The organism is Kitasatospora sp. NPDC085464, from assembly GCF_044541955.1.
Taxonomy (GTDB): Bacteria; Actinomycetota; Actinomycetes; order Streptomycetales; family Streptomycetaceae; genus Kitasatospora.
In genome coordinates this window covers 81,282-93,389 of record NZ_JBITTM010000005.1, presented here as the reverse complement: position 1 = coordinate 93,389, position 12,108 = coordinate 81,282, and the positions used below count along the sequence as shown (strand labels likewise).

Annotated in this window: 10 protein-coding genes; 3 read left to right on the top strand and 7 right to left on the bottom strand. The window is 74.4% G+C overall.

The window, feature by feature from the left end; all coding sequences use genetic code 11:
* Positions 1–92: 92 nt before the first annotated feature.
* The 3 genes from ACIGG8_RS06140 to ACIGG8_RS06130 form a co-directional block, all read right to left on the bottom strand.
* Positions 93–821 (bottom strand): glutamine amidotransferase, encoded by a 729-nt coding sequence (locus tag ACIGG8_RS06140; RefSeq protein WP_350520155.1) that lies wholly within the window; start codon positions 819–821, stop codon positions 93–95.
* A gap of 46 nt (positions 822–867) precedes the next feature.
* Positions 868–2,130 carry a MurT ligase domain-containing protein gene (locus tag ACIGG8_RS06135; RefSeq protein ID WP_350520154.1) on the bottom strand — a complete coding sequence of 421 codons (1,263 nt, stop codon included), beginning with the start codon at positions 2,128–2,130 and terminating at the stop codon, positions 868–870.
* Between the two features lie 273 nt (positions 2,131–2,403).
* On the bottom strand, positions 2,404–3,051 hold the full coding sequence (locus tag ACIGG8_RS06130; protein ID WP_396546066.1) for a GNAT family N-acetyltransferase: 648 nt from the start codon (positions 3,049–3,051) through the stop codon (positions 2,404–2,406).
* Between the two features lie 336 nt (positions 3,052–3,387).
* Here ACIGG8_RS06130 and ACIGG8_RS06125 point away from each other — a divergent pair, with 336 nt between their 5' ends.
* Entirely contained in the window at positions 3,388–7,401 is a 4,014-nt protein-coding gene (locus ACIGG8_RS06125; RefSeq protein ID WP_396546065.1) for an amino acid adenylation domain-containing protein, read from the top strand.
* Positions 7,402–7,507: 106 nt separating this feature from the next.
* Positions 7,508–7,732 carry a hypothetical protein gene (locus ACIGG8_RS06120; protein ID WP_350520151.1) on the top strand — a complete coding sequence of 75 codons (225 nt, stop codon included), beginning with the start codon at positions 7,508–7,510 and terminating at the stop codon, positions 7,730–7,732.
* A gap of 173 nt (positions 7,733–7,905) precedes the next feature.
* On the opposite strand, the gene ACIGG8_RS06115 is transcribed toward ACIGG8_RS06120, so the two are convergent.
* Complete coding sequence (locus tag ACIGG8_RS06115) at positions 7,906–8,289, bottom strand: nuclear transport factor 2 family protein (protein WP_396546064.1); 384 nt, start codon at positions 8,287–8,289, stop codon at positions 7,906–7,908.
* 233 nt (positions 8,290–8,522) lie between these two features.
* Between ACIGG8_RS06115 and ACIGG8_RS06110 the strand changes: the two genes are divergently transcribed.
* A complete protein-coding gene (locus tag ACIGG8_RS06110) occupies positions 8,523–8,813 on the top strand; it encodes a muconolactone Delta-isomerase family protein (RefSeq protein WP_350520149.1) in 291 nt (96 codons plus the stop codon).
* 58 nt (positions 8,814–8,871) lie between these two features.
* On the opposite strand, the gene ACIGG8_RS06105 is transcribed toward ACIGG8_RS06110, so the two are convergent.
* The 3 genes from ACIGG8_RS06105 to ACIGG8_RS06095 all read right to left on the bottom strand — a co-directional run bounded on the left by ACIGG8_RS06105 (position 8,872) and on the right by ACIGG8_RS06095 (position 12,096).
* Positions 8,872–9,315, bottom strand: coding sequence for a hypothetical protein (locus ACIGG8_RS06105; RefSeq protein ID WP_396546063.1), 444 nt, complete (start codon positions 9,313–9,315; stop codon positions 8,872–8,874).
* 76 nt (positions 9,316–9,391) lie between these two features.
* Positions 9,392–10,846: a pyridoxal phosphate-dependent decarboxylase family protein gene (locus ACIGG8_RS06100; protein ID WP_396546062.1), complete on the bottom strand. Its 1,455-nt coding sequence runs from the start codon at positions 10,844–10,846 to the stop codon at positions 9,392–9,394.
* Positions 10,847–10,977: 131 nt separating this feature from the next.
* Positions 10,978–12,096 (bottom strand): hypothetical protein, encoded by a 1,119-nt coding sequence (locus tag ACIGG8_RS06095; RefSeq protein WP_396546061.1) that lies wholly within the window; start codon positions 12,094–12,096, stop codon positions 10,978–10,980.
* Between the last annotated feature and the right edge of the window lie 12 nt (positions 12,097–12,108).

The window sequence follows — 12,108 nt, the reverse complement described above, 5'->3', positions numbered from 1 at the left end:
TGTGCAGTAGGCAGCCCCATTGTCGTACGTCCGGGGCCGCCCGCGGGCCGGGTGACCGCATCGCGGGCACCCGGCCGGGGCGTACCGGCGTACTACGCGGGGCGCGTGGCCGCGGCGATGCGCTCGGCGCGCAACGCGTCGTACCAGGTGGTGTCGGCCGGCGGCAGGGCGTTGACGTCCAGCGCCAGCTTGATCAGCATGTCGGCCACGGCGGGGTTGCGGGCCAGCACCGGGCCGTGCAGGTAGGTGCCGAAGACGGTGTCCCGCCAGGCGCCCTCGGAGCCGTCACCGGTGCCGTTGCCCCGGCCGACGGAGACGGTGGCGAAGGGCTGGACGCCCTGGCCGAGGTGGGTGACGCCCTGGTGGTTCTCGAAGCCGGTCAGCTGCGGCAGGCCGAGGCGGGGGTCGACGTCGGCGAGCACGTCGCCGACGCAGCGGGCGCCCTCGCCGCGCTGGGTCCAGACGTCGAGCAGGCCCAGACCCGGCTCCCGCTCGCCGAGGTCGTTGATGAACTCGTGGCCCATGATCTGGAAACCGGCGCAGACGCCGAAGATGATCGCGCCGTTCTCGGCGGCCCGCACCAGGCCGCTGTCGGCGCGCAGCCGCTCGGCGGCCAGGCGCTGCGGGCGGTCCTCGCCGCCGCCGATCAGGTAGATGTCCCCGCTGGTGGGGATCGCCTGGTCGGAGCGGACGTCGATCCGGGTCACGTTGAGGTGGCGCTGGCGGGCCCGGCGCTCCACGACCAGGGCGTTGCCGCGGTCGCCGTAGGTGCTGAGCAGGTCCGGGTAGACCCAGACCACGCGCAGGCTGCTCTCACTCATCCTCGAAGGCCTTCCGTCACGTAAAGACTGGTGTGCGGGCGCGGCATCAGCCGGCCACGACCTTCCGCAGCTGCTGGAAGGCGGTGTAGTTGGCGATGGCCTCGATCCGGCCGGGCGGCGCCATCCGGACGGCCTGCTCCAGGGTGTCCACCACGTGGAACTGCAGCCCGGCGACCTCCAGGCGGACGGCCAGGTCCAGCTTGCGCTGGCCCATCACGAAGACGGGGTGCCCGGCGAGGCGCTCGTAGTCGACGTCCCACAGCCAGGAGGTGTCGGTGCCGTCGGCGTCGAGGGCGTTGACGGAGAGGATCACCGGGGCCGGCGGGCCGTCGATCAGCGAGAAGGTCTCCAGCCAGCCGGCCGGGTTCTTCGCCAGCAGCAGCCGGATGTCCCGGCCCTGGTACTGGACCACGTCGTAGCGGCCGGCCACGGCGGTCACCGAGCGCATCCGCTCCAGGGCGACCTGCGGGGAGACGCCGAACACGGCGGCGACGGCGGCCGAGCTGGTGGCGTTGGCCAGGTTGGCCCGGCCGGGCAGCTGCAGCTGGATCGGCCAGGCGCCGCGCTGAGGGTCGATCACGTGGGTGCCCTGGAGCGCCCAGTGCGGGTTGGGGCGACGGAAGCCGCACTCCTGGCAGAACCAGTCCTCGCCGGGGCGCTGCATCACACCGCCGCAGGCGGGGCAGGACCAGGCGTCTTCCTTCCAGGCCTGCCCGGCGGCCACCCAGACCACCTTCTTGCAGGAGGACGCGGCCCAGGTGACCAGCGGGTCGTCGGCGTTGGCGATGACCACGGCCTCGGTGTCCTGCAGGCCCTCGCGCCACTTCTCGGCCATCATCCGGGTCTCGGCGGCGCGGTCGAGCTGGTCGCGGGAGAGGTTGAGCAGCGCGATCGCCTTGGGGCGGGTGTCGCGGGCGACCATCGCCAGATACTTCTCGTCGACCTCGATCACGCCGAAGCGGGCCTCCGTGCCGCCCGCCAGGGCGGACGTGATGCCGGCCGGCATGTTGGCGCCGAGGGCGTTGGAGACCACCGGGCCGGCGGCGCGCAGCGCCTCGGCGATCAGTCGGGTGGTCGTGGTCTTGCCGTTGGTCGCGCTGACCAGGACGACGTCGAGGTGGTCGGCGAGGGTGGCCAGCAGGTCGGGGTCGAGCTTGAGGGCGACCTTGCCGCCGATCACCGAGCCGCTCCCGCGTCCGGCCTTGCGCGACACGGCGGCGGCGACCCGGCCGGCCGTGACCGCGATCTTGGCGCGGGCCGGCAGCGAGGCGTCGCGTGCGCCTGTGGGCTCCGATTCGGTGCCTGCCATGCTCAGTGGTTCCTCCTTGCTGCGGCACCGCCCTGGACCGGACAACGGGCCGTCGGGCGGCGGGGACGGGGGTCAGCCTACCGACTCCGTCGCCCGACCGGACGATCCGGACCCCGCGCCGCCTGCTGCGACGCGCCGACCGGGGCTGCTGACGGCCCGTCAAGGAGAGCCGTGTACGGACGGAGTCTCTTCCGCTTCAGGACGCCCACCGGCTCCGTCGGGTTCCCGGGACGCTCCGGTAAGGATCTGGTGAAGAAATGATCGGAGGCCCGGTCAGGGGGTGCAAGCGGCCGGATCCCCGGCCCCCAGGACGGCGGTGATCACCAGGGTGCCGTCCTCGGCCCGGACGTCCAGCGGCGCCTCCAGCCGGCGCATCGCGGCGATCAGGCCGGTGTTGGCGGCGTGGGTCACCGCGTACGCCGTCCCGATCCCGGCCGCCCGGGCCGTGTCCGACAGCCGCCGCAGCAGCGCCACGCCCAGACCGCGGCGCTGCCAGGCGTCCTCGACCAGGACGGCCAGCTCCGCTTCGTCGTCGTCCCACATCAGGTGCCCGAGGGCGACGATCCGGCCGTCCGGGGCGGTCACCGCGAGGCTGTGGCCGTGCCGGGGGTCCAGCAGGTGGTCGAGGTAGCGGTCGGCGTCGCGGACCGGGCCGTGGTAGCGCAGGCGCAGCGCGGCGGGGGAGCAGCGGTCGTGCATCGCCAGGGCCGCGGCCTTGTCGGCCGGGTCGGCGGGGCGCAGCAGCAGCTCGGTCCCGTCCGGCAGGGACAGCCGGGACGGGGCCTCCGGGGCCCGGTCGGTCGGACCGTGGTGGGGGTGCGGCTGTGGCTGCGGGCGCGACGGCTGGTGCGGGTGCTGCCGGGCGACCCGGAACGGGCCCTCGGTGAGCACGGGCGGGCGGCCGGCCTGCCCCTCGGGCACCGCGCACCTGCGGTCCGACCTGCGGAAGGGTCGGTGCCAGAGCCGTTCGGGTCGAGTGCGCGATGCCGTCATGGGGCCGACGCTACCTACGCTTCGCTTCCGTTCGGTTACGTGATCGTGAACGCCCGAATGCCCGGAGCGTCCCCGGGACGACCCCGGACCGCGCCCGGGACGCGCTCGGGACCGCCCATTCCGGGGCCGGGACGGAGCCGGCACAGGTCCAGACCGGTGCCTCAGGCGGGCGGGACGGCGGGCGGCCGACGGTGGATCCGTGCCCGGCGCTCCTGGAGAGCAGGCCGCCGGGATCCCTTCCCCCGAGTACCGAAGGCACTTCCCATGCGCAACACCCCGTCCGCCTCCGTCACCGCCACCACCCCCACCACCGCCGTCCCGCACGCCCGCCGCGCCCCGGTCGGCACCGCGCTCACCGCCCTGCTCGACCGCCAGGCGCGCATCCGGCCGGACGCCCCGGCCGTGATCGGCGAGGGCCGCGGCCTGACCTTCCCGGAGCTGTCCGGGACGGCCCGCCGGCTGGCCGCCGAGCTGCGCCGCCTGGGCGCCGGCCCCGACACCTGCGTCGGCCTGTACGTCGAGCCGTCGGTGGAGCTGGTCGCCGGGGCCTGGGGCGTCCTGTACGCCGGGGCCGGCTACCTGCCGCTGTCGCCGGAGTACCCCGATGACCGGCTCCGCTACATGATCGAGGACAGCGGCACCCGGATCGTGCTCACCCAGGAGCACCTGCGCGGGCGGCTGGCCGCGCTCGCCCCGGCCGGGACCGCGATCGTCACCGTCGAGGGGGCCCCGGAGGGCCGTCCGGGGGCCGCGGAAGCCGTAGCCGTCGAGGCCGGGGCTGAGGTCGCCGACGTGGCCGAGGACGCCACAGCCGAGGACGCCACAGCCGAGGACGCCACAGCCGAGGACGCCACAGCCGAGGACGCCGCCCGGCCGGAGTCGCTGGCCTACGTCATCTACACCTCCGGCTCCACCGGCCGCCCCAAGGGCGTGATGATCGAGCACCGGGCGGTGGTCTCCCAGCTGCGCTGGATGCGCGACGCCGGGCACCTCGACCCCGCGGTCACCGTGCTGCAGAAGACCCCGATGAGCTTCGACGCCGCCCAGTGGGAGATCCTCGCCCCGGCCGTCGGCGCCCGCGTGGTGGCCGGCACGCCCGGCCTCTACCGCGACCCGGAGGCGCTGGTCGCCACCGTGCGGCGGCACGGCGTCACCGCGCTGCAGTGCGTGCCCACCCTGCTCCAGGCGCTGCTGGACACCGAGGGCTTCACCGACTGCACCGGCCTGGCCCGGCTGTTCTCCGGCGGCGAGGCGCTGTCCCGGCGGCTCGCCCGCGACCTGGGCCGGGCGCTGCCCGGGGTGTCGCTGGTCAACCTGTACGGTCCGACCGAGTGCACCATCAACGCCACCGCCCACGTGGTCGACCCGGCCGAGCTGGGCGACGGCGCCGGTTCGGTGCCGATCGGCCGGCCGGTCGCCGACACCCAGTGCTACATCCTGGACGAGCAGCTGGTGCCGGTCGACGCCGACGGCGTCGGCGAGCTGTACATCGGCGGCGTGCAGCTGGCCCGCGGCTACCTGCACCGGCCGGAGCTGACCGAGGAGCGGTTCGTCCCCTCCCCGTTCGCCCGGGGCAAGCGGCTGTACCGCACCGGCGACCTCGCCCGGTGGAACCCGGACGGCACCATCCAGTTCGCCGGCCGGGTCGACAACCAGGTCAAGCTGCGCGGCTACCGGGTCGAGCTGGACGAGATCGCCCGCGCGATCGAGGAGCACACCTGGGTGCGCCGATCGGCCGCGATCGTCACCGGCGACGACCGCACCGGCCACCGGAGCCTGGTCGCCTGCGTCGAACTCAACCCGCGCGAGGCCGCCCTGATGGACCAGGGCAACCACGGCGGCCACCACCAGTCCAAGGCCAGCAAGCTGCAGGTCAAGGCGCAGCTCTCCGACCCGGGCGTGCGCGAGCCGGCCCGGCTCGCCGGCCGCGAACGGGTCGAGCTGCCCGGGCGGCGGGAGAGCGAGGCCCAGCGCCGGGAGACCTTCGCCCGCAAGACCTACCGCTTCTACGACGGCGGCCCGGTCACCCGCGAGGACCTCACCGCGCTGCTCGCCCCGCGCCCGGCCGGCGCCTTCGGCCGGGACCTGGAACTGCTGAGCTTCCCCGAACTCGGCCGCGTCCTGCGGTGGTTCGGCCAGTTCCACAGCGAGGAGCGGCTGCTGCCCAAGTACGCGTACGCCTCGCCGGGCGCGCTCTACGCCACCCAGCTGTACCTGGAGACCGGCGGCCTGGACGGGCTCGCGGCCGGGCTGTACTACTACCACCCGGTCGAGCACGGCCTGGTGCGGATCGGTCCCGCCGAGGCCCGCGAGGAGGCGTACCTGACGCTGCACTTCTCCGGGAAGCACGGCGCCATCGAGCCGGTGTACAAGAACAACATCCGCGAGGTGCTGGAGTTCGAGGCCGGCCACATGCTCGGCGTCTTCGAGGAGGTGCTGCCCGAGTACGGGCTGGACGTGCGCCCGCTCGGCCTCGACCCGCAGGCCAAGGAGCGGCTGGACGTCGCCGAGGAGGACCACTACCTGGGCGGCTTCGCGGTCGTCCGCAACGACGGCACGGCCCGCGCCGACCGCACCGAGTTGTACCTCCAGGCCCACGAGGGCCGGGTGGACGGCCTGCCGGGCGGCCTCTACCGGTACGCCGACGGCGAGTTGGCGCGGATCTCGGACGCGGTGGTGGAGTCCCGGCACGTGATAGCGATCAACCAGTCCGTCTACGCCCGCGCCGCGTTCGGCATCACCGCCGTGAGCCGCGCCGAGGAGGAGTGGCTGGAGTACGTCGCGCTCGGCACCAGGCTGCACCACCTGCAGCGCAACGGCCTGGGCCTGGGCTTCATGTCCTCCGGTTACAGCTCCAAGTCCGGCCACCCGCTGCCCGCCGCCCGCCGCATCGACGAGGTCCTGGCCGGCCGCGGCATCGCCGGCGGCGCGTCGTACTTCTTCCTCGGCGGCAAGGTGAGCGAGGAGCAGATCCGCAGCGAGGGCATGCAGGAGGACGCCGTCCACATGAAGGGACCGGCCGAGATCATCAAGGACGAATTGGCCAACCTGCTGCCCGACTACATGCTGCCCAACCGGGTGCTGATCGTGGACGCCCTGCCGCTCACCGCGAACGGCAAGGTCGACCTCAAGGCGCTCGCCGCCTCCGACGCCGTCCGCACGGCGGACGTCCGCGGCGAGTACGTCGCCCCGGGCACCGAGCACGAGCGGTGGCTGGCCGAGGCCTGGGGGCAGGCGCTGAAGTACGAGGACGTCTCGGTGACGGACGAGTTCTTCGCCGTCGGCGGCAACTCGCTGATCGCCGTGGCCCTGGTCAACCGGATCAACCGCGAGTTCGACGTCGCCCTGCCGCTGCAGGTGCTGTTCGAGTGCCCCCGGCTGGGCGACCTGGCCGCGCGGATCGAGCGGGCCCGCGGGGCGGCCGGCGCGGCGGACGGCGGGGCGTCCGCCGGGGGCGCGAGCTCCCGGCTGATCCCGCTGCACCCGGGCGAGTCCGGCCGGCCGGTGTTCTGCTGGCCCGGGCTGGGCGGCTACCCGATGAACCTGCGCCTGCTCGGCCGGGAGGCGAGCGACGGCCGCGCCTTCTACGGCATCCAGGCGCACGGCATCAACGAGGGCGAGACGCCGTACCCGACCATCCGGGAGATGGCCGCCGCCGACGTCGCCGAACTGCGCCGGGTGCAGCCCGAGGGCCCGTACACCCTGTGGGGCTTCTCCTTCGGCGCCCGGGTCGCCTTCGAGGCCGCCTGGCAGCTGGAACAGGCCGGTCAGCGGGTGGAGAACCTGCTGCTGATCTGCCCCGGCAACCCGGAGGTGCGCCAGGACGACGGCCACCGGTGGGGCCGTGAGGCCTCGTACGCCAACCCCGCGTACGTGACCATCCTGTTCGGGGTGTTCACCGGCCGGATCAGCGGCCCCGAGCTGGCCCGCTGCCTGGCCGAGACGGCGGACGAGGACGGCTTCGTCGCCTCCGTGCACCGGGTGCTGCCGGAGCTGGACGAGGAGCTGATCCGCCGGATCACCGGAATCGTCGGCGAGACCTACGAGTTCGAGTACAGCTTCCGCGAGCTGGCCGAGCGGCGGCTGGACGCCCCGGTGACCGTCTTCAAGGCCGCCGGCGACGACTACTCCTTCATCGAGGGCAGCAGCGGCTACTCCGCGGCCCCGCCCGCCGTGGTCGACCTGGCCGGGGACCACTACGGGGTGCTGAAGGAGCACGGCGTCGGTGAACTCGTCGCCGCGATCCGGGCGCTGGAGCGGACGGGCGACACCCGCTGAGGCGGACACGCTCACGGATGGCCCAGGATCCGCGAGCGGGGGAGCCCCTTCGGATAGGGATGGCTCGGCTTTCCGCCGATCCCACCTCGACCCGAAGGGGCTCCCCGTGTTCTCCAAGACCTTCGCACCGGCCACGGCCTGTGCCGCCCTGCTGCTGGCCGTACCGCTGGCCTTCGCCCAGTCGGCCGCGGCGGCCGACAACAGCCACAACGGCCCCAAGACCCCGCAGGAGGCCGCCGCCTGCAAGGCCGTCACCGGCACCCTGCTCGGCGGCTTCGGCTCCATGCTCGGCAACGCCCTGTGCGTCGTGCAGCCGGCCGACAAGGGCTGAGCGGCATACGACCCGTCAGCGCACGGACCCTCCCCGGAAGGAATGTCCGTGCGCTGACGTGGCATCCGGCGCCATGACGCCTGACGGACTCGCCGCGCGCACGCCGGCGATCCGCGTCGCGGTCGAGGTGAAGGCCGGGGACCGAGGCCCGGCGCCGGGCCCGCCCCGGGCTGTCAGGGCGTGCCGTCCAGCCGGGAGACCTGGTAGTGGGCGATGGCCCAGCCCTGCTCGGTGCGGCGCAGCAGGACGCCGAGCTTGACGGCGACGGTGGGCCGGTCGGTGAAGGAGAAGTCGACGCCCAGGTAGCCGAGGACGAGGTCCTCGGCCGGGCGCCTGGTCTCCAGGACGCGGTAGTCGGCGGTCATGCCGAGGGGCTGCGCGTCGTAGTAGGCGGCGATGCCGGGGCGTCCGACGCTGTACGGGTGCAGGCCCTGGAAGATCGCGTCCTCGGTGAAGAGGTCGGCGACCCGCTCGGGCCGGTGCCGGTCGACGTCGGCCTTCCAGCTGTCGAGGACGTTGCGCAGGATCGCTTCGTCGGCCTCGGTGGTGTGCTGCATGGCGGGTGCTCCCGGGGTGTGCGGCGGGGGAACGGCGCCCGGTGCTCGTCCGGCTGCCTACGGGGAGGATGCCGCCGCGGGGGAGTGCCCCGCCTCCCAGCGGGCGCAGGGCCGCCCGAAGTCGGTTCCGGATTCGTCCGACCGGCCCACCGGGGGCCGACCCGTCGTGGCGGCGGGCGGGGGCCGGGCCGACGATGAGGGGGCGGGGGCCGGGGCGAGAAGGGAGCAGGGCCGTGCAGGAGTTCCTGGTCGAGATCACCACCGCCATCCCCGAGGGCACCGCCGAGGAGGAGGTCGACCGGCGGCGGGCCGCCGAGGCCGTCCGGGCCCGCGAGCTGGCCGCCGACGGCCGGCTGGCGCGGCTGTGGCGCCCGGTCGGCGAGCGGCGCAGCATCGGCGTCTGGCGGGCGGCCGACGAGACGGAGCTGCGGGCGGAGGTGCTGGGCAGCCTCCCGCTGTGGCCGTGGATGACCGCCGTGGTGACGCCGCTCGAACCGCACCCCAACGACCCCGGCCCGGCCTGAGGCCCGGGCCCGGCGCCCAGGGCCCGGGGCGGCGGGGCGGCGGGGCGGCGGGGCCAACTCAGGCGATGCGGGTCGGTACGTCCTGGAGGGTGTGGCCGGTGGTGGTCAGCAGCGCCGTCAGCACGGCCGGGGTGACCGAGGGCTCGGTGCGGAGGTAGAGCTCGTCGGTGGTGGGGTGGGGGTGGACGGAGAGCAGGGTGATCCGGTGGTCGGCCAGCGTCGTGGGGGTGTGGGCGAGGGCCGTGGTGCGCACCCGCCAGAGCGTGGCCGGTGGCGGGGCGTGCGGTGACCACCAGCTGTGGAGCAGGGCGGTGGTGAGCAGGGCCAGCGCGGAGGCGGCGACCACGACCGGGCCGTCCGGGCCGTGGACGACGATCTTCGCGATGAGGTCGGCCGCCGTGACGGAGAGGAAGACGGCGGCGAGTTCGACGGTGTCCCGGCGCCAGCGGTGGGTGCGGAGAGCGCCGGCGGCACGGCGGGGAGAGGGCTTCGAGTGCTCCATGCCACCACGGTGCCCGACCGGTGTTTCCCGGCCGGGCGTCCGTCGTGACCAGGCGGTTACGGTCCGCGCGGGGCTGTTACGGGAGCAGGTCGCGGGCGGCGGCCTTGACCTCGGCGAGCAGGAGGCGCAGGTCCGCCTCCGTCGTCGTGGCGTTGAGGAGGCAGGCGCGGAGCATCTCGTCGCCGCCGAGGCGGGCGCCGGTGACGAAGACCCGGCCGCGCTGCTGGACGGCGACGGGCAGCTCGCGGTTGAGGGCGTCGCGGGCGGCGGGGTCCAGGCCGGGCGCGCGGTGGCGGAACGCCACGATGGAGGTCTGGACCTCGGCGAGGAGCTCCAACTCCTCGTCCTCCCGGACGAGTTCGCCGAGGCGTCGGGCCAGCTCGGTGCACCGGGCGATGTCCCGGGTGAGACCGGCGCGGCCCCGGTGGGCGATGGTGGCCCAGACCTTGAGGGCACGGAACGGACGGGTCTGCTCGGTGCCGTACTCGGAGAACCAGCCGAGCGCGCCGGCCGCCTCGTCGCGCAGGTAGGACGGGACGAGGCTGAAGGCGCCGCGCAGCTCCTCGGTGTCGCGGACCAGGGCGCAGCCGCAGTCGACCGGGACGCCCAGCCACTTGTGCGGGTCGAGGGCGAGCGAGTCGGCGCGCTCCAGGCCGTCGTAGCGGTGCGCGATGGCGGGGTCGAGCCGGCCGAAGGCGCCGTACGCGCCGTCCACGTGCAGCCAGAGCCGCTGCTCCTCGCACAGGTCGGCGATCGGGCCGAAGGCGTCGACCGCGCCGGTGCCGACGGTGCCGGCCGAGGCGACGACGAGGAACGGCAGCAGCCCGGCGGCCCGGTCGGCCTCGACGGCCGCCCGCAGCGCCGCGGTGTCCAGGCGGCCGTCGGGGCCGGTGGCGACGGTGCGCAGGTGCCTGCTGCCGAGGCCGAGGAGTTCGGCGGCCTTGCGGACGCAGGAGTGGGTCTCGCCGGTGACGTAGCCGACCAGCGGGGGCAGGCCCGCCAGGCCGTCCTCGCGGACGTCCCGGCCGGCCAGGCGGGCGGCGCGGTTGCGGGCGGCGGTGAGGCAGATGATGGTCGCCATCGAGGTGCCGGAGGTGAGCAGGCCGCCGCCGGCCGGGTGCGGGAAGCCGACGAGCTCGGCGATCCAGCGGACGACGGCGCGCTCCAGGTGGACGTCGGCGTGGTCGCCGCCGGCCGAGCTGGGGTTCATCGCGGAGGCGGCGAGGGTGGCGAGCACTCCGGCGGGTGCGGGTGCGGAGTTGACCCAGCCGAAGAAGCGCGGGTTGCCGTTGCCCATGGGGTACGGCATCACCTCGCGCCCGATGGCGTCGAGCAGCTCGGCGAGCGGGCGGCCGTCGGCGGGCAGCGGGGCGTCGAGCAGGGCCCGGCGCGCGGTCTCGTCCATGGGCTGCCAGACCGGGCGGTCCGGCAGTTCGGCGAGGTAGTCGGAGACCAGGTCGGCGGTGGCGTGGGCGGCGGCACGGAAGTCGTCGCCCGGGTGGGTGGCGGCGCGGAAGTCGGCGGTGGCCATGCGGGACACTCCAGGGAGGCCGGGGAGGGCAGGCGCGGCGTCCTCGGCGCACCCTGATCAGGCGATGGTCCGGTGATCTTACGGAAAGGGCCCGCGCCGTGCGGCGCGGGCCCTCATGCTGAGATCGGGGGTCAGTCCAGCGAGCCGGACAGGCCGCCCGCGGAGCGGCAGTACCCCTGCATCTCCTTGTCGGTGATCTTGGCGCAGAGCCGGCCGGCCGCACCGCCGTCGGTGTAGTTGACCGTGTAGTAGCTGACCAGTCCCTCCGCGCAGGCCTTGCGCTGCCAGCCGTCGGCGGCGGTGGCGCACTGCTGGGCGGCCCAGTCCTCGCGGTCCAGGTTGTACTTCATGGTCCGCGAGCCGACCCCGCGGCTGCAGTCCACCGCCCCGCCGCCGGCCTTGCCGTTGAGGCACCACTTGAGGGCGTCGGCGTAGACCTCGGGGTGGTTCGGGTAGTCGTGCGAGGAGAGGTAGAACGTCGGCGCGTAGAAGTAGCACGCGGACTGGAACAGGGCCGGCTGGTCCTTGCACGGGTAGAGCGGGTCCTGGGCGAGCTTGTCGGCGGGCAGGTTGGCCTTGGCCTGCTCGTCCTCCTCGTCCGGGCCGAAGAGCTGCATGAACAGGCCCTCGGAGCAGCGGATCCGGTTCTGGTCGCTGGTGAACTTGTTGCACAGGTCGCGGGCCTTGGCGACGTCCTGCTTGGCGACGAACATCGTGCCGTGGCCGACGCCGTGGATGCAGGGGCCGCTGTTCTTGGGCGCGCAGAGCTTGAGCAGGTCCACCTCGGGCTGGGTGGAGGCGTTGAGCATCTCCTCGACGGCGCCGTGCAGGTACCCGGCCGCGCAGGTCTCGTGCGGATAGGAGATGACCTTCTGGAAGTCGGCGTTGAACCGCTTGACCGCCGCGTGGCCGAGCTCGTGCGCGATCGGGTGGCAGAAGCGCACGGTGTACGGCTTCTCCTTGGTGATCCTGTCGAGGTCGGCGAGGGCGACACCGGGGTCGGTGGCGTCCATCTCGGCCATCAGCTTGTTGCGCAGCGTCGAGCGGGTCCACACCGCCGGGTCGCCGGTCGGGGTGGCGCTCGCCGCGCCCGCCGAGGCCGGCTGGGCGCCGCCGGCGGGTGCCCCGGCGGCCGGGCCGGCCGGGGTCGCGGTGGCCGCCGCGGGCGACCAGTCGGTGACGGCCACCGACCCGAGGCCCAGGACGCCCAGGAGCAGGGCGGTGAGAATCGCGAAGACTCGCGGCTGCATGACGGGATCCCC